General features: G+C 70.1%; 15 protein-coding genes. 8 read left to right on the forward strand and 7 right to left on the reverse strand.

Annotation, left to right across the window (positions count from 1 at the left end; all coding sequences use genetic code 11):
* Positions 1-196 precede the first annotated feature (196 nt).
* The 4 genes from ABZ664_RS15845 to ABZ664_RS15860 form a co-directional block, all read right to left on the reverse strand.
* Positions 197-1,705 (reverse strand): aromatic amino acid ammonia-lyase, encoded by a 1,509-nt coding sequence (locus tag ABZ664_RS15845; protein ID WP_362509178.1) that lies wholly within the window; start codon positions 1,703-1,705, stop codon positions 197-199.
* The gene (locus tag ABZ664_RS15850) at positions 1,702-2,874 is read right to left on the reverse strand and encodes a long-chain fatty acid--CoA ligase (protein ID WP_362509181.1); all 1,173 of its coding nucleotides are present in this window, start codon (positions 2,872-2,874) and stop codon (positions 1,702-1,704) included. Before ABZ664_RS15850 ends, ABZ664_RS15845 begins: the two co-directional genes overlap by 4 nt.
* 71 nt (positions 2,875-2,945) lie before the next feature.
* A complete protein-coding gene (locus ABZ664_RS15855; protein WP_350949577.1) occupies positions 2,946-3,200 on the reverse strand; it encodes an acyl carrier protein in 255 nt (84 codons plus the stop codon).
* 64 nt (positions 3,201-3,264) lie between these two features.
* Positions 3,265-4,539 (reverse strand): beta-ketoacyl-[acyl-carrier-protein] synthase family protein, encoded by a 1,275-nt coding sequence (locus tag ABZ664_RS15860; RefSeq protein ID WP_362509184.1) that lies wholly within the window; start codon positions 4,537-4,539, stop codon positions 3,265-3,267.
* A gap of 692 nt (positions 4,540-5,231) precedes the next feature.
* Here ABZ664_RS15860 and ABZ664_RS15865 point away from each other — a divergent pair.
* On the forward strand, positions 5,232-7,400 hold the full coding sequence (locus ABZ664_RS15865) for a BTAD domain-containing putative transcriptional regulator (RefSeq protein WP_362509261.1): 2,169 nt from the start codon (positions 5,232-5,234) through the stop codon (positions 7,398-7,400).
* Here the strand turns inward: ABZ664_RS15865 and ABZ664_RS15870 are convergent.
* Together ABZ664_RS15870 and ABZ664_RS15875 are read right to left on the reverse strand one after the other, a co-directional pair.
* Complete coding sequence (locus tag ABZ664_RS15870) at positions 7,346-8,059, reverse strand: class I SAM-dependent methyltransferase (protein ID WP_362509187.1); 714 nt, start codon at positions 8,057-8,059, stop codon at positions 7,346-7,348. The two genes, ABZ664_RS15865 and ABZ664_RS15870, sit on opposite strands and share 55 nt — an antisense overlap.
* Positions 8,060-8,072: 13 nt before the next feature.
* Positions 8,073-9,383: an activator-dependent family glycosyltransferase gene (locus tag ABZ664_RS15875; RefSeq protein ID WP_362509190.1), complete on the reverse strand. Its 1,311-nt coding sequence runs from the start codon at positions 9,381-9,383 to the stop codon at positions 8,073-8,075.
* Between the two features lie 201 nt (positions 9,384-9,584).
* Here ABZ664_RS15875 and rfbA point away from each other — a divergent pair, with 201 nt between their 5' ends.
* The 7 genes from rfbA (at position 9,585) to ABZ664_RS15910 (ending at position 16,666) form a co-directional block, all read left to right on the forward strand.
* On the forward strand, positions 9,585-10,457 hold the full coding sequence (gene rfbA / locus ABZ664_RS15880) for a glucose-1-phosphate thymidylyltransferase RfbA (protein ID WP_362509193.1): 873 nt from the start codon (positions 9,585-9,587) through the stop codon (positions 10,455-10,457).
* 22 nt (positions 10,458-10,479) lie between these two features.
* The gene (rfbB, locus tag ABZ664_RS15885) at positions 10,480-11,511 is read left to right on the forward strand and encodes a dTDP-glucose 4,6-dehydratase (protein WP_362509196.1); all 1,032 of its coding nucleotides are present in this window, start codon (positions 10,480-10,482) and stop codon (positions 11,509-11,511) included.
* A 331-nt stretch (positions 11,512-11,842) separates the two neighbouring features.
* The gene (locus ABZ664_RS15890) at positions 11,843-12,637 is read left to right on the forward strand and encodes an NAD-dependent epimerase/dehydratase family protein (protein WP_362509199.1); all 795 of its coding nucleotides are present in this window, start codon (positions 11,843-11,845) and stop codon (positions 12,635-12,637) included.
* A 28-nt stretch (positions 12,638-12,665) separates the two neighbouring features.
* Entirely contained in the window at positions 12,666-13,706 is a 1,041-nt protein-coding gene (locus ABZ664_RS15895) for a ketoacyl-ACP synthase III family protein (RefSeq protein WP_362509202.1), read from the forward strand.
* Positions 13,707-13,737: 31 nt separating this feature from the next.
* Positions 13,738-14,904 carry an acyl-CoA dehydrogenase family protein gene (locus ABZ664_RS15900; RefSeq protein ID WP_362509205.1) on the forward strand — a complete coding sequence of 389 codons (1,167 nt, stop codon included), beginning with the start codon at positions 13,738-13,740 and terminating at the stop codon, positions 14,902-14,904.
* Positions 14,901-16,388: an amino acid adenylation domain-containing protein gene (locus ABZ664_RS15905; RefSeq protein ID WP_362509208.1), complete on the forward strand. Its 1,488-nt coding sequence runs from the start codon at positions 14,901-14,903 to the stop codon at positions 16,386-16,388. The genes ABZ664_RS15900 and ABZ664_RS15905 overlap by 4 nt, the downstream gene beginning before the upstream one ends.
* Positions 16,389-16,402: 14 nt before the next feature.
* Positions 16,403-16,666 (forward strand): phosphopantetheine-binding protein, encoded by a 264-nt coding sequence (locus ABZ664_RS15910; RefSeq protein ID WP_362509211.1) that lies wholly within the window; start codon positions 16,403-16,405, stop codon positions 16,664-16,666.
* Between the two features lie 117 nt (positions 16,667-16,783).
* On the opposite strand, the gene ABZ664_RS15915 is transcribed toward ABZ664_RS15910, so the two are convergent.
* The coding region (locus tag ABZ664_RS15915) for a nucleotide disphospho-sugar-binding domain-containing protein (protein WP_362509214.1) at positions 16,784-17,226 on the reverse strand (443 nt) is incomplete at its 5' end.

Here is a 17,226-nt window from a genome sequence, read left to right on the forward strand (position 1 = left end):
CTCCCAGAAATCCACGGCGTGTTGCTTTGGCCACCGTCGTTACCAGACCTTTCGCATTTCACGTTCTCATGAGCGTTCCTCCCCGGGGAGGAATGATTTTCCTTCGCCGAGGTCGCCCTCGGCGTTCCTTTTACAGCGGGATCTGCGGTTCTTGTCGACTCGCGGTCCCGTGAATTCGCGAACCTCGGGAAAGACCTCAGCCCTCGCGGGAGAGCAGTCCCTCGGCGGCCTCCTGCAGCAGGCCGCTCGCGGCACGCACCTCGGCCGCGAGCGGCCGGTCCGCCCGCAGCGGCGGGGACAGTCTGGCCAGGTCGGCCCAGAGGCCGGAGGCCGTCTCGTTCCGCCCGGCGAGCGCGCCCCGCTGGGCCACGCCGACCGCGAGGGAGCCGACGACGAGCCACGCCAGTTCCACGGCCTCGGCCACGGAGTTGGCCCCGTTGAGCGCCATCGGCACGTGGTCCTGGTTGCCGCCGTTCGTCGGCAACGCGGTGAGGGAGGCGGGATAGGCGAGCTGCCTGATCTTGGAGACGAAGGAGGTGGCGCTCAGCTGCACCCCGGCCAGCCCGCTGCCCGCCCCCGGGCGGGGGGTGAGCATCGGCGGCACCCCGCCGTTGTACGCCGGATCGCACAGCAGGGCGAGCTGCCGCTCGGCGAGGAAGGCCACCTGCTGCACGCAGAGGCCGATCTGGTCCGAGCACAGGCCGACCGGCATGGCGTGGAAGTTGCCGCCGTGCAGCAGCTCACCCTCGTAGAAGATCGGATTGTCCGTGCAGCCCATGGCCTCGCGGACGAGGATCTCCTCGGCACCGTACAGCTGGTCGAGCACCGCGCCGAGGACCTGGGGGGCGCACCGGAGGCTGTAGGGCTCCTGCAACGGCCGGAGCGGGTCGCGTTTCATGCCGACGGGAAGATCCTCGCGGATCCACCGGGCCACGGTCAGCTGCCCCGTCTGCCCCCTGACCCGGCCGATGCCCGCATGGTAGGCCTCCGGGTTGGAGCCGAGGATGTCGGCGATCCTCGCCGTCAGCACCCCCACCGCCCTGACCAACCTCAGCACCGCCTGGTGGTTGAGTATGCACACCGCCAGGCTCACGCTGGTCCCGTTGACGAAGGCCAGCGCCTCGCGGGCCGACCACTCGACCGGTTTGGCGTCCATGTCGGCGAGGGCCCGCGCGGCGGGCACGACCGACCAGCCGCCGTCGCCGCCGCGCACCCACGCCTCCCCGGTGCCCGCGTGGGCCATCGCCGCGTGGGCGAGCGGCTGCAGGTCCCCGCTCGCGCTCACCGTGCCGTCACGCGGGATCGACGGGGTGAAGCCCTCGTTCCACAGGTCGGCCAGGGACTGCCAGAAGTCGGGCGAGACGGCCGAGTGGCCCTTGCGCATGCTGCTGAGGCGGAGCCAGACGATCAGGCGGCACACCTCGGGGTCCAGCGGCCTGCCCTGGGCCGAGCCCAGGTGGGCGATGAGGCCCGCGCCCTGCTCCATGGGGGAGTCGGCCGCGGAGAACGCCACCAGGGGACCGAACCCGTGGGTGACCCCGTACACCGAGTCCGAGCCGGAGAGCCGCTCGGCGAGCAGGTCGACGCTGGCCCGCATGCGTTGGGCGTCCTCGTGTTCGCACGGCTCCACCCGGGCGTCCCAGTGCGCGCTCCTCACGATCGAGGCCAGGCTCTCGGTGGAACGTCCGTCGATCAATGCTGTCACGTGTCTGCTCCCGCGTCGGAAAGGGAAGGTCGCTGTAGTCGCCGGAGCTTGCCCGTGTCGGAGCGGTCGATCCGATCGACCAGGCGCACCTGGCGCGGCCGGGCGTCGAACCGCCCCACCGCCGCGCGCACCTCCGTGACGGACAGCGGTGCGCCGTCCTGCTGCACCACGAGCAGGTCGAAGTTCTCGCCGCTGAAGGCGTCCTCCACCGGGAGAAAGGCCAGATCCGCGCAGTGGAGCACCGATCTCACCGACTCCTCCAGCCTGTCGAGGTCGATCCTGCGGCCGTTGATCTTCACGAGCCGGTCGCGCCTGCCGTCGAAGCGGAACCTGCGCTCGTCGAGCCGCCGCACGTAGTCGTCGGTCCGCCAGACGTCCGTGGGCGCCTCGCCCGGCCGGAAGGCCAGCCGGGGGCTCCGGACCACCAGCGGCGCCTCCTCCTCGTACGGGTCGCCGGGCCGTCCCCCGGGCGGGAGACCGGCCGGACCGCCGGCGGGATCGCCGGGGAAGGCGAACGTGACGTCGTCGAAGAGCTCCCACGGCGGCCCGTCCGGGGTCCAGGTCCGTGAGGCGATCCCGCCCGCCTCCGTCGAGCCGAAGACCTCCACGATGCGCATCCGCCTCGTCCCCGCCTCCTTGACGACGGACTCCGCCATCGCGGGAAGCGTCGCCGTGCTGTGCAGCACGCTCAGGTGCTCCGTTCCCCGCACCCAGGCCACCTGCCTGCGCAGGATGGAGAAGGTCCAGGGAACCGCCACCACGGCCCAGCGCCGGGACGCGGGGGGAGGCATCGCGCCGAAGTACTGCGGGCGGTACCACGCGGGCAGGCGCAGCCTGGCCGGTACGAGCACGCTCGCGAGCGCGCCGTACACATGCCTGGGCGGCGCGAAGGAGAGCAGAGCGCTCGGGCGGTCACGTTCGATCAGGCCGGCCAGCAGTCCCGCCTCCGACCACATCTGCTCGCGGGTCCGCCGCCAGCACCGGCTCGGTCCTGTGCTGCCCGAGGTCTCCAGGTCCACGGTCTCCGCGAGGGCCTCCAGGACGAACCTCTCGATATCGGGGCCGTCGCCGAGCAGGTCCCAGCGGACCAGCCAGGAACTCTCGTTGATCCGCGGCGCCGCGAAACCGGAGCCGAGCAACTCGGCGGGGGTCAGCTCCTCATAGGTCACGTCACGGGGCACTTCATGGAAAACGGCATCGGCGGGCACGACGCCGCCGTGTTCGGGAACTCGTTGCGCGGTCAATTCGACCCCGCGGAGAGTTCGACGAAGTCAAGGAAGTCCTGGACCGTCCTTATGCGCGCCAGATCCTCTTCCGGAATCTCCACCCCGGTCTGCTCCTGCATGGAGAAGGCGACCTCGACGACGGCCAGAGAATCGAGCGCGAGGTCGTCGGTGAACGACTTGTCCGGCAATACCCTCTCAGCGGGCACGCCTGCGACCCTCTCCACGATATCGGCCAAATTCGAGAGCATTTCCTGTTGCTTGGTAGACATTTTCTGAAATCCCTTCACGGTCACACCGGACGGCTTTTCCGACTTTTCACGCCGGTCAGAGTGATCAGTCCCGCCAGCGGCGCAGGACCAGAACCGCGTTGTGGCCGCCGAATCCGAAGGAGTTGCTGACGGCCACGTCGGCCGCGTGCTCCTGAGCCCGGTGCGCGACGAAGTTCATCTCCGGGTCCTCCGGGTCGTCGCAGTTGACGGTGGGCGGGACGATCCCGGTGCGTACGGCCTCCATCGCGATCATCGCCTCGACGGCGCCGGCCGCCCCCAGCATGTGACCCGTCATGCTCTTCGTCGAACTCACCGGCACGGACGTGGCCCGCTCGGCGAACACCCGGCGGATCACCTTGATCTCGGCGGTGTCGTTCATCCGGGTCCCGGTGCCGTGCGCGTTGACGTAGCCGACCTCGGCGGGGGTGACGCCCGCGTCCCGGAGCGCGAGACGCACCGCCCGCTCGACGGCTACCCCCTCCGGATGCGGGCTGGTCAGGTTGTGCGCGTCCGTGGTGGCCGCGTACCCCGCCACCTCGCCGTACACGCGGGCCTGGCGCGCGAGGGCGTGTTCCTCGCTCTCCAGCACCAGGATCCCGGCGCCCGCGCTCATCACGAACCCGTCGCGACCGGTGTCGAACGGCCTGCTGGCGGCGCGCGGGTCTCCGGAGCGACGCGACAGCGCCCTCGCCCTGGCCGCGGCGGCGATGTCGAAGGGGGTGATGGTGTCGTCGGCGCCCCCCGCCAGGACGACGTCCGCCTCACCGAGCCGGATCAGCCGCATCGCCTCGCCGACACAGGTCGCCCCGGTCGCGCAGGCGGTCGCCGTGCAGGCGGCGGGCCCCTGCGCGCCGACGTGCAGGGCCACCTCGGAGGCGACCGTGACGACGCCCGTGGAGGTGAAGGTGTACGGGCTCAGCGCCATGAACCCGCGCTCGGCGAACGCGGCGCCGGCGTCCACGACGGCGGCGCTCGCGCCGCAGGCCGTGCCCACCGTCACCCCGAGCCTCGGCGCGAGCGTGGCGTCGACGTCGAGCTTGGCGTCCCTCAGCGCGAGGGTGGCGGCGACCAGGGCGAGGTGCGCCGGTCTCGTGGTGCGGCGCACCAGCGAGGCCGGGAGCCACACCCCGGGGTCGAAGTCCAGGACCTGGCCGCCGATGCCCACCGGGAGCCCCGAGGTGTCAATTCCAGAAAGCTCGCGAATACCGCTTCCGCCCTGGATCAGATTCGACCACGCGGTTTCCCAGCCCACCCCGAACGGGGAAATGACTCCGTAACCGGTGACGACCACCCTCTTGAGCGGCGCACCTCGCGGAGAACGAATGTCGTCGATGACCACCAGCGCCTCACCGGGAAGTTCGGGAATCCGATGCCGGGCTCGACGGTAACCGAGACCAGTGGATTCGTCACCGCCTCGGATACGCTTTTCACGTACGAGCGGCGAAAAATCTCCTATTACACCGAGGTGCCGTCTCACAAGACCTGGGCGGGTTTTCCCGGGCGGCGGGGGCGGGGCCGTCTGCGGTTTCCCGCCCGCTTCCCGTCTTGTTTTCCCGGATAATTCCCGCCACTCCCCGCATGTTCTCGGCCCGCACCCTCGGCGTCCTCTCGGCGTCCCCCCAGCGCCCCCTCGATCACCCACTTCGCGCCCGCACCCCGGCCGCGCGGCCATGTCCCGGACGCTCCGCGTCCGCACCCGTCCCGCGACGCCGGGATGAGCGAGATCGCTCCCGGGCGGCGTGCCCGTCCTACGGTCCTTCGCCTGGCATGACACGATGTCCCGCCAGCGAGACATCTGTTTACGGGATTGACCTGAGTTCGTCGAGGGACCCCTGTGACGCAGGTAACAATAGTGTCACCCGAGGAACCTCCCTTGCCGACCCTTCGTTTCCACAGATATGGCTATATGCGTAGGTCCAACCGTTTGATCCTGAGCGCACACTCAGGAGGGCCTTTCATCGCGTCTCTAGGCGGGCTGAGACTGGGAGAGCGTTGTTGAACGACCTGGTACAGGTGCACCTTCTCGGGCCGGTGCGTGCAACACGGGGTGATCACGAACTTGACCTGGGGTCTCCGACCCAGCGAGCGCTGTTTGCGGCACTGGCCACGCGTCCCAGAGCCACTCTCAGCCGACAGGAGTTAATCAATGCGGTATGGGGACCAAATCCCCCCACAACTGTCGAAAGCAGCATCTACACCTATATAGCCCGTCTTCGACGTACTTTTGAGCCGAAAAGGCCACGAAGGGCACCCTCCGGGCTCCTGGTCGCCGACGCCAACGGCTATCTGCTCCAGCTCGACGCCCACAAGATAGACGTCCAGGTCTTCGAGAAGCATCTGGAGGACGTACGAGAGCTTCAACGATCGGGCCCCTGGCCCGAGGCGGTGAAGAGGCTGGACGCGGCGCTCGCCCTGTGGCGCGGGCCGGCGTTCGGTGGCGCGGTCGGCCCTCTCGCCGACACCGAGCGGATCCGCCTGGACGAGCTGCGCGTCACCGCCATCGAGGACCGCGCGCAGCTCCTGCTGGAGGCCGACCGCGCCACCGAGATCATCAGTGATCTCTCCAGCCTCGTCAGGACCCATCCCATGCGGGAGCGGCTCCACCACCTGCTCATGGTGGCCCACTACCGCTGCGGGCGCCGGGCGGACGCGCTGAAGCAGTTCCACAGCGTGCGGCGCCTGCTCATCAGGGAGCTGGGCATCGAGCCCGGCGAGGACCTGCGCAGGTGCCACGACCAGATCCTGAACGGCACCCTCCGCTCCCCCGCCCCGGCCCCCGACTCCCCGGTGACGCTCTCCTCCCCCGACAACGCCCTCCCGCCGGCGTTCGCACCGCCCCCCGCCCAGCTGCCCCGCGACATCCCCGGATTCACCGGCCGGTCCAAGGAGCTGGAACGGCTGGAGGGGTTCGTCGCGGCGGCCGACCGCCTGGACGAGGCCGGACTCATCCTGATCAGCGGCGCTCCCGGGGTGGGCAAGTCGGCGCTCGCCCTGCGCTTCGCCCGCGGTCTGACCGAGCGTTTCGACGGAGGCCAGCTCCACCTGGACCTGCGGGGCTTCTCCAACACGGCCCAGCCGATGATGCCGGCCGAAGCCCTCGACCACCTGCTGGCCGGGCTGGGAAGCACTCCCAAACCCTCCGAAGGCCTCCAGGTCCGCTCCAGCCGCTACCGGAGCCTGGTGGCGGGAAAGCGGATCCTCATCGTGCTGGACAACGCCAGGTCGGCCGAGCAGGTGCGTCCGCTGCTCCCCGGCGACCCGTCGTGCCTGGTGCTGGTCACGAGCAGGAACAGGCTGTCGGGACTCACCACCCGCGACGGCGCCCTCAGGATGACGCTCGACCTCATGCCGAAGGAGGACGCGGCCACCTTGGTGAGGCACGTCATCAGGCAGGCGAACGGGTACGCGGAGCATCCCCTCGTCCACGGGCTCTGCCAGGTCGGCGACCACCTGCCGATCGCCCTGCGGATCGCGGCGGAGCGGATGACGAGCCGTTTTCACGGCGGGCTCACCAGCGTCGGCCAGACGCCGCCGGGACGCGAGGACCTGCTGGAGAGCCAGGACATCGAGTGCGACGAGCAGTCGTCCATGCGTTCGGTGTTCTCCTCCTCCTACCTGGCGCTGCCCAACGACGCCGCGGAGATGTTCCGCCTCATGAGCCTGCACGAAGGCCCGACGTTCGACCTGACGACGGCCGCCGTCATGGCGGACGTCGACGTCCACCGGGCGAGGCAGAGCGTCGACTACCTACTGAGCGGGCACCTGCTGAGGATCACGCCGGACAACCGGCTCCGGTTCCACGACGGCATGCTGCGCGCGTACGCCAAGGACCGCGCCGTGGCCGAGATGCCCTACCAGACGAGGCGGGCCGCCGTCTCGCGGCTCCTCGGCCACTACGTGCGGACCGCGGACACCGCGCTGCGCCTGCTGTATCCGGGGCGCTGTCCCGTCATCCCACCCCTCCCCGCGCCCGAGGGGGTGCCGCGCCTGCGCTTCGAATGCCCCGAGCAGGCGAGGAACTGGATGGAGACGGAACTTCCCAACCTCACCGTCGCCGCGCGGCAGGCGCAGGTCTACGGCGTGTCCCACGCCAAGGAACGGCTCCCGCCCCTCATCCAGAACTTCCTGCACGCCCGGCCGGAAAGTCATACGAGCGTTCCGGCGAACAGCCCGCGTCCAGAGGGGCCGCCCTCGATGTAGTCCACCCGCAGTTTCGCCCTGGTGAAGGCGTCCTCGTACTGCTCCCGGGTGAACAGGGTGTTCACGTGGGTGACGGTGAAGTGCCGGACGGGGGTGGCCGCGTCGGCCACCACGTAGTGGACCTCCATCACGCTCGCGTCGCCCTCGCGCACCGTACGCGAGACCCTGGCGAGAGTGCGCCCCTCCACGGTGACCACGTCCCCGGCCACGTAGCCGGGAAGGAACCGCTCGGGAAACCACCACGGCTCGACGACGAGAACCCCGCCGGGTACCAGATGGGCCGCCATCCGCCCGATCGCCGCCGCGAGCTCCCGCTCGTCTCGCATGTAGGCGATGGAGCTGAACATGCAGGTGACCGCGTCGAAGGCACGGCCGAGCGCGAAGTCGCGCATGTCGCCCTCGTGCGCGACGACCCCGGGGATCCTCGTCCTCGCCACGGCCAGCATGTCCGCCGACAGCTCCAGCCCCTCGACGTGGTCGAAGAGTTCGGCGAAGAACCTCAGGTGCGACCCGGTCCCGCACGCCACGTCCAGCAGTGAGGCGGCCGCGGGGAGCCGTTCGCGGATCAGCTCCGCGACGGTCGCCGCCTCGGCCTCGTAGTCCTTGCCCCGCCCCGCGTAGATCGCGTCGTAGACGTCCGCCAGCTCGGCCTCGTACATGATCCTCCCCTTTTCAGCGGCCGGCGGCCGGGACCGCGGCACGGTAGGTCTCGACGAGGGCCTCGATGCCGGCCGCCACCTCCGCGGGGGCCGGCATCGCGTTCATCTCGTCGCGGATCCTGCGCGACTCCTCGGCGAAGGACGGCTCTTCGAGCAGCCGCAGGAGCGCCTGCCGCACGCCGGCGCCGGTCGCCTCACTGCTGTGCATCGTCAGGCCCGCCCCCTGCTCGGCGAGGTAGCGCGCCCGCAGCGGCTCGTCGAACAGGTTGGGCAGGACGAGCTGGGGGACCCCGCTCGCCAGTGTCGTGAAGAACGTGCCGCTCCCGCCGTGGTCGATCACCGCCGTACAGGTCGGCAGCAGCGCGTGCAGGGGGACGAAGCTCACCAGCCTCACGTTGTCCGGCACCCGTTCCAACTGTGCCTGGTGGTGCTCCGGCAGGGTGGCGACGATCTCCACGTCGAGGTCGGCGAGCCCGTCGAGGATCTCCTGGACCGGCACCAGATACCCGTCCAGGTTCTCCGCCGAGGTGGTCCCCAGCGTCAGGCAGACACGCGGCCGCTCGGGCGCGACACGCAGCCAGGGCGGAATCACCGCGCGGTCGTTGTACGGGATGAACCGGACCGGGACACGGTGCGGCTCCGGCCCCGCGGCCGGGTCGGGCGGCAACTCCAGGGAGGGCGGCGTGTAGTCGATGGTGAAATGACCGGTGGTCATCTCCTCGGAGAACTCCACGCCGAACCTGCGGCCGTGCGCGGCGATCCACGCCTGCAGCATGTCCTCCCGCTCCTGCGGCGGCTGCTCCGCCTTCGCCCGCAGGTAGTGGCCGCGCATCCGGCCGAACAGGTCCAGGCTCCACATGAACCGCGCGTGGACCGCTCCGCACGCCTTCGCCGCGATCGGCCCGGCGTAGGTCACCGGCTCCCAGATGACCAGGTCGGGCTCCCACTTCCGGCAGTACTCGGTGAGCCCGTCGATCATGGGTTCGTTGACCAGGCGGCACCACCAGGGGACGAACTGGGCGTATCCCCGCTTGAAGTGCTCCCAGGTGAGCTGCTCGGGGTGGTCGTCCGCCATGTCGAAGAAGGGCACCGCCCTCTTGTGCTTCTTACGGGGGTCGAAGAAGCCGAACGCCCGGTTGGCCCGCCACAGGCTGTGGTCCCTGCCCACCGGCACCGCGGTCAGCCCCGACCGGGTGATCACGTCGGTCAGGTCCGGTTGGCTCGCGACCCGCACCTCGTGCCCCTCGGCCTGCAGCGCCCACGCCAGCGGAACCATGACCAGGAAATGCGACTTCTCAGCGTAGGTTGCGAACAGAATACGCATACTCGTCCTTCCGGGCGCGCGAACGCGGAGTGGCGAAGGCCGTGCCCGTCTCGACAGGTTTCCGAGGGGACACACTCCAACCCCTATCACATTTGTTCCGCCAAAAGGCAATACCATTTTGCGGGACGGCGGGGGTTGATTTCCTGAGGAGCTCGAACAGTAGTCTCAGGCACCGCCGCAGACAAAAACGCAGGAGCTCCGATGAAAGGCATAGTCCTTGCCGGAGGAAACGGGACGCGTTTGCATCCGCTGACCCTCGCGACCTCCAAGCAGTTGCTTCCCATCTACGACAAGCCGATGATTTACTATCCCATCGCGGTGCTGATGCTGGCACAGATACGCGACATCCTCATTATTTCCACGCCGGACACCCTTCCGTCACTGCACGCACTTCTGGGTGACGGGTCGCACGTGGGGGTGAACTTCACCTACGTGCCGCAACAGGAACCGCGGGGCATCGCGGAGGCGTTTCTGCTGGGCGACTCGCACATCGACGGGGATCCCTGCGCGCTCGTGCTGGGAGACAATCTCTTTCACGGCGCGGGCTTTCCCGACCTGCTGCGCAGGGCCCGGGAGGAGCTGGACGGCTGCGTCATGTTCGGCTACCCGGTGAGCGATCCCGAGCGGTACGGCATCGGGGAGCTCGACGCCGAGGGCAGGCTGGTCTCCATCGAGGAGAAGCCGAGCGTCCCCCGTTCCGACCAGGCCATCACCGGCCTGTACTTCTACGACAAGCAGGTCGTGGACATCGCCAGGGAGCAGCGCCCCTCGGGCCGCGGCGAGCTGGAGATCACCGACGTCAACCGGGTCTACCTGGAGCAGGGCAAGGCGAGACTGCTGCCCCTGGGACGGGGCTTCACCTGGCTGGACGCCGGGACGCACCAGTCCCTGCTCGAGGCGAGCCAGTACGTGCAGATCCTCGAACGCCGCCAGGGGGTGCGGGTCGCCTGCCTGGAGGAGATCGCCCTGCGCATGGGATTCATCGACGCCGAGGCGTGCTACCACCGGGGCACCGAGATGAGGCAGTCGGCATACGGCCAGTACGTCATGGACATCGCTCGATCACTCGCGTGACTGACAGCAAAGGTGCAGGCAAATGCGGATCTTGGTCACTGGCGGTGCCGGATTCATCGGCTCGAACTTCGTCCGGCGCACGCTCTCCGGCGCCTACGAGGGGTTCGAGGACGTCCGGGTCGTCATCGTGGACAAGCTGACCTACGCGGGAACCATGGAGAGCCTGTCCACCGTCGTCGACGACCCCCGGCTGGAGTTCGTCGAAGGGGACATCTGCGACGCCTCGCTGATGTCCCGGGTGATGAAGGGCGTCTCCCTCGTCGTGCACTTCGCCGCCGAGACCCATGTCGACCGGTCGATCGACAGCGGCGCCGACTTCGTCGCGACCAACGTGGTGGGCACCCAGACGCTGCTTGAGGCCTCCCTGCGCGCCGGGGTGGGGAAGTTCGTGCTCGTCTCCACGGACGAGGTCTACGGGTCCATCGAGTCGGGCTCGTGGGTGGAGAGCCATCCGCTGGAGCCCAACTCCCCCTACTCCGCCTCGAAGGCGGCGGCCGACCTGCTGGCGCGGGCGTTCTCCCGGACCTACCGCTTCCCCGTCTCGATCACCCGCTGCCCCAACAACTACGGCCCCTACCAGTTCCCCGAGAAGGTGATCCCGCTGTTCGTCACCAACCTCCTGGACGGGGAGCACGTGCCGTTGTACGGCGACGGCCTGCACGTGCGCGAGTGGACGCACGTCGACGACCACTGCCGGGGGATCGCCCTGGTCGCCTGGAAGGGCAGGCCCGGCGAGATCTACAACATCGGGGGCAACGCCGAGCTGACGAACCGGGAGCTGACGCGGGCGCTGCTGGACATCGCCGGAGCGGACTGGTCCATGGTCAGGCAGGTGGAGGACCGCCCGGGGCACGACCGCCGCTACTCGGTCGACAGCTCGAAGATCACTGCCGAGCTGGGCTACCGGCCGCTCACCCCCTTCGCGGAGGGTCTGGCGGCGACGGCTCGCTGGTACGCGGACAATCGCAGCTGGTGGGAGCCGTTGAAGAAGGAGAGGGCCGTCTCGGTCGCCGCGGCCCCCGGGCCCGGCGCGGGCGTGCCGGCCGGCCCGTGACCCGGCGCGAAGGCGCACGACCGCGCCATCCGAGTCCCGGTGCGAGGCCGCACCACCGCGCACCCCCGGCACCCGGTGCGAAGACCCACCGGGGCGCGCACTCCGGGACCCCGCGGGAACCACTTCAGGTAACGCCCCCGGCACGCGATCCGAAGCGCGGCGAAGGCCGCGGAATTCCCATTGAGCGCCCCGGAACCCGTACCTGTCTCGCTGGCGGGACAAACCGCCCTCCGACCGGGGGGAGCGGGGAGCTTTCTTATTACACGCGTCGCTATATGGTGACGAACGGAACCGATACGTTAACCTCCAGAGCTGGAAAGCGGTGCTGGGAATGGAGATCATCGGAAATGGCTTTCTCGCGAGACATCTGCGGCCGATCAGCGACGCACACCCGGAGATGACGATTCTCGCCGCCGGTGTGTCTCTGTGGAAGAATTCCGATTCCGACTACGAACGGGAAACCGCTCTGGTCGAGGAGACGATCGTAAAGAGCCTTCGCCAGGACCGGATACTCGTCTTTTTCTCGACCGCCTCGATGAGCATGTACGGCGGTCCCGGCTGCCGCGGCCGCGAGGACGAACCCGTGGAACCCGTGACCCCGTACGGATGGCACAAGCTCGCGCTGGAGCGGCGGATCCAGGACTCCGGGGTACGCCACCTCATCCTGCGGCTCGGCTATGTCGTCGGCCCCCACGTCCCGGCGAACCGGTTGATCCCTTCTCTCATCGAGCAGATCCGCTCCGACAACCTCACGATGTACCGCAGCGCGCGCAGGGATCTGATCGACATCACCGACTGGGTGCGGGTCATCGACATGCTGCTGGCCGAACGGATCACCCAGGAGGTGGTCAACATCGCCACCGGTGAGTCCGTGCCGATCAAGCTGATCGTCGACCATCTCGAGTCGCGCCTGGGCGTCACGGCCCGCAGGCAGATCATCGACGAGGGCACGTCACATCACATATCCGTGGAGAAGCTGCGGAGGCTGGTGCCCGCGGTGAAGGAGATGGACTTCGGTCCCGATTACCACAGGACCGTGATCGACCGCTATCTGGAGGCGACCTCCCAGCTGCGGGACGGGTCACCGGAGTTGCGGCCCACCGGCCCCTCGCGCCGGTCGGCGTGAGGAGGCGGGCGAGCAGAAAGGTACGCCATTGCGCACACCGGAGGTCTTCGTCAGGGGGATCGGCGCGTTCGTCCCCCCGACGGTAAGCGTGGAGTCGGCGGTCGCCGACGGGTTGTGCTCCGTCGAGCACGCCAAGGTCCACGACATGCTGGGGGCGGCGGTCGCCGGTGACATCCCCGCTCCCGAGATGGCGCTGCGGGCGGCGCGGCAGGCGATCGGACGCGGCGGGGCCGACGCCGGCGACCTCGGGCTGCTGCTGTACGCCGATGTCTGGCACCAGGGCCCCGACGGCTGGTCACCGCAGTACTACCTGCAGCGCCATCTCGTCGGCGGCGACCTGCTCGCCCTTGAGGTGCGTCAGGGGTGCAACGGCGTGCTCAGTGCCCTGGAGCTGGCCGGGGGGTTCATGGCGGGCGATCCGCGCGGGCGCGACGCGCTGATCGTCACGGCCGACAACTTCGGCACCGCCCGGATGGACCGGTGGTGCTCGGGCCCCGACTTCGTACTCGGCGACGCGGGAAGCGCCGTGGTCCTCAGCCGCGAGACCGGCTTCGCCCGGCTGCTCTCGGTGAGCTCGATCTCCGTCCCCGAGGCCGAGGAACTGCACCGCGCGGGCACTCCCCTCTTCCCTCCGAGCGCCACCACCGGTGAGGCCGTCGACTTCAGCGCGCGTGCCGAGGAGTTCGGCCGCATGTGCTCCGTCGACGGCGACCTGGCGCTCGCCTGGGTCATCGTGCAGCAGCGGATGATGCGGGTCCTCGGCCGCACCCTGTCCGAGGCCGGCATCACGGCGAACGATCTCACCCGCACCGTGTTCACCAGCCTCTCCCCCGAGGCCGTCGAGCACCGCTGGATGTCGGTCCTCCGCATGCCCATGTCGAAGTCCAGCTGGGACTACGCCAGGACCGTCGGCCATCTCGGCGCGAGCGACCACCTCGTCTCCCTGGACCACCTGCTGTCGACCGGGCAGCTCGGCCCCGGCGACCACGTGCTCCTGGGGGGCATCGGTCCCGGCGTCACCATCTCGTGCGCGGTCCTGGAGATCCTCAGCACTCCCCCGTGGATCTAGGGGGAGCCGTCTCTGAAGGGAAGGACGGTTCATGGAGTTCGGTCTCACCGGCGCGCGCGGCGAGCGGCGCGACGCGATGTTCGACGGCGCGCGCAAGCGCCTCCACGACGCGTCGGAGTCATCATTCGAGTCACCGTCTGAGTCACCGTCGCGGCCGTTCACCCGCGAGCGCTGGCGCGCCGCCGCCGGACTGGGCGCCACCGGCCTGTGCCTGCCCGAGCAACACGGCGGCGGCGGCCTCGGAGCCCTGGACACCGCGCTGTGCCTGGAGGCCCTGTCCGAGGGGTGCGGCGACACCGGCCTCGCCTTCGCGGTCTCGGCGCACCTGCTGGCCTGCTGCGTCGCGATCCGCGACAACGCCGGCGAGGACGTGCTCGCGGAGCTGCTCCCCGGCCTCGCCTCGGGGGAGCTGATCGCGGCCAACGCGATGACCGAGGACGAGGCCGGATCCGACGTGAGCAGGCTCGCCACCACCGCCCGGCGCGACGGCGACTGCTACGTGCTCGACGGCGTGAAGTCCTTCGCCAGCAACGCCCCGATGGCCGACGTCCTCGTCACGTACGCCGTCACCGACCCCACCCTCGGCTTCCTCGGCATCAGCGCCTTCGCGGTGCCCCGCGACCTCCCGGGAGTCCGGGTGGGCGAGCCGATGGCGAAGATGGGCCTCGACAGCTGCCCGGCGGGGCGGGTGGAGTTCTCCGGGTGCCGGGTCCCCGCCAGGTTCAGGCTCGGCCCCGAGGGCGGGGGAAGCACCGTCTTCCAGGGCTCGATGGCGTGGGAGCGGGCGTGCCTGCCCGCCGTCTACCTCGGGATGATGGAGGAGCAGCTGCGGCGGGCGGTGGAACACGCCCGTGCGCGACGCCAGTTCGGCCGCGCGCTGGGCGACTTCCAGGCGGTCTCGCACCGGCTGGTCACGATGAAGCAGCGGCTGGAGGGAGCCAGGCTCCTGCTTTACCGGGCGTGCTGGGCGCTGGACGAGCAGGAACCCGGCGCCGCCACCGCAGCGGCGCTGTCGAAGATCGCCGTCTCGGAGGCGGCCGTGGCGAGCAGCCTCGACGCGATCCAGATATTCGGCGCCACCGGCTATCTCGGCGCCGCGGGCGTCGAACGCCAGCTGCGCGACGCGGTGCCGAGCACGATCTTCTCCGGTACGACGGAGATACAGCGGGAACTCGTCGCGAGAGGGCTCGGACTGTGAGCCTGCACCGGCTTCTCATCGACAGCGCCTCCCGCTTCCCCGACAACCTGGCCGTCGCGGGCCCGGCAGGCGAGATGCGCTACGCCGAGCTCGACCACCGGGCCGACGCCCTGGCGCACACGCTGTCCCGCGAGGGCGTGCGGCCCGGCGACCGCGTCGTGGTCTGGGCGGAGAAGTCACCGCTCGCCGTCGTGGCGATGCAGGCCGTACTGCGCCTGGGCGCCGCCTACGTGCCGGCCGGCGAGACGACGCCGGTGGCCCGGGTCGCCACCATGGTCCGCGACTGCCGCCCCCGGGCCGTCTGCGGCTCCGGCGACCGGCTGCGGCGACTCGTCAAGGACCTGGAGGCGGACGTGCGCGCCGTGGACCTCGACGAGCACCGGGACGTGCCCGGCGACCGGGTGCGGCCCGTCGACCATCCGGTCGACCCCGACGACCTGGCGTACGTGCTCTACACCTCCGGCTCGACCGGAACTCCCAAGGGGGTGTGCGTCAGCCACCGCGCCGCCCGCGCCTTCGTGGACTGGGCGGCGGCCGAGCTGGACGCGCGGCCGGACGACCGGTTCGCCAACCACGCGCCCTTCACCTTCGACCTGTCGGTGCTCGACCTGTACGCGGCGTTCTCCGCGGGGGCGGCGGTCTGCCCCGTCCCGTCCGAGCTCGCCTACGCCCCCGCCAGGATGGTGGACTTCCTGCACCGCGAGCGCGTCAGCGTCTGGTACTCGGTGCCGTCCGCGCTCACCCTGATGATGCGTGACGGCGGCCTGCTCGACAGGCCCGCGCCCGGCGCGCTGCGGGCACTGCTCTTCGCGGGCGAGCCCTTCCCGATCGCGGGGGTCCGCGACCTGGCGGGCTGGACCCGCGCGCGGCTGCTCAACCTCTACGGCCCGACCGAGACCAACGTCTGCACCTTCCACGAGGTCGTCTCCGGCGACCTGACCCGCGACCGCTCGGTGCCCATCGGCCGCGCTGCCTGCGGCGACACGGTTCGGGTGATGCGGCCCGACGGGAGGGAGGCGCGCCCCGGCGAGGAGGGCGAGCTGGTCGTGGAGGGGCCCACCGTGATGCGGGGCTACTGGGGTGCCGCGCCGCAGCGCGGCCCGTACCGCACCGGCGACACGGTGCGGGTGCTCGCCGACGGATCGCTCGACTACCTCGGCCGCCGCGACCACATGGTGAAGGTACGCGGCCACCGGGTGGAGCTCGGCGAGGTCGAGGCCGTCCTCGGCGGTCACCCCGAGGTGGCCGACGTCGCCGTGATCGTCGGCGGCGAGGGCCCCGACGCGCGGCTCCACGCGTTCGTGGTACCCGTGCGCGACAGAACGCCGGGCGTGCTGAGCCTCAAGCGGCACAGCGCGGAACGACTCCCGCCCTACATGATCGCCGACGAGTTCCACTTCGTGGGCGAGCTGCCCAGAACCCGCAACGGGAAGATCGACCGGGCCGCACTGGGCTCGGAGACCACGCCGTACGGCCGACTGTGAAGGAGACGACCACCTTGACCACCACCGACCTGTCCGAGCGGGAGATATCGGAACGCCTGATCGCCTTCATCAGGGAGCGGTTCCTGTCGGGGGATCCGCAGGGAGAGCTGGACGAGGACACCCCGCTGCTGGAGTGGGGGATCCTCAACTCGCTCAACACCGCCATCCTGGTGAGTCACATCCGTGACGAGATGGGGATCGACGTGGCGTTCGAGATGATGGACCCCCGGGCCTTCAAGAGCATCCGCGGCATCGCCTCCGCGCTGCGCCCGCTCTGAACTCCTCTCCGGCCTGCGGGCCCGGGGGTTCTCCCTTCGCGGTCGAGCGGGGGCCGGCTCCTCACGGACCTGCCCCCGGATCCCCACGTCGTGGCCCCGGCCCCGAGGCACGCCGTCTCAGCCGGTCCCTGTGCTGCCGCGGTGCCGGGCGGTGAGCCTTTCCAGCTCGGGGACGAGGTCGTTGGGGGTGGGCATGGCGTGCATCTCCTCGCGGAGCCGTGCGGCGGCGTGGGTGTAGGAGGGGTCGCCGAGCAGGCGCAGCAGGTCCTCGCGCACGCGGGCTCCGGCGGCCTCGCCACCGCGCACCACCAGCCCCGCCCCCAACCCGGCCAGCCGCTCGGCCCGGAGCCCGTCGTCGAACATGAACGGCTCGATCAACTGCGGCACCCCCTGCCCCGCCACGGTGAGGAACGTGCCGCTCCCCCCGTGACTGATCACGGCGGAGCAGGTGGGGGCGAGGGCGTCCAGGGGGACGAAGGAGACGAGGCGGGTGTTGGCGGGGACGTGGTGGAGTTCGGCCTGTTGTTTTTCTGGGAGGGTGGCGATGATCTCGAGGTCGA

The organism is Streptosporangium sp. NPDC006930, assembly GCF_040635605.1.
GTDB lineage: Bacteria > Actinomycetota > Actinomycetes > Streptosporangiales > Streptosporangiaceae > Streptosporangium.

Coding starts and splice junctions, on each gene's coding strand:
- ABZ664_RS15855 (WP_350949577.1), bottom strand. CDS start 3,200: ATGTCTACCAAGCAACAGGAAATGCTCTCGAATTTGGCCGATATCGTG.
- rfbA (WP_362509193.1), top strand. CDS start 9,585: ATGAAAGGCATAGTCCTTGCCGGAGGAAACGGGACGCGTTTGCATCCG.
- ABZ664_RS15875 (WP_362509190.1), bottom strand. CDS start 9,383: ATGCGTATTCTGTTCGCAACCTACGCTGAGAAGTCGCATTTCCTGGTC.
- rfbB (WP_362509196.1), top strand. CDS start 10,480: ATGCGGATCTTGGTCACTGGCGGTGCCGGATTCATCGGCTCGAACTTC.
- ABZ664_RS15870 (WP_362509187.1), bottom strand. CDS start 8,059: ATGTACGAGGCCGAGCTGGCGGACGTCTACGACGCGATCTACGCGGGG.
- ABZ664_RS15900 (WP_362509205.1), top strand. CDS start 13,738: ATGGAGTTCGGTCTCACCGGCGCGCGCGGCGAGCGGCGCGACGCGATG.
- ABZ664_RS15890 (WP_362509199.1), top strand. CDS start 11,843: ATGGAGATCATCGGAAATGGCTTTCTCGCGAGACATCTGCGGCCGATC.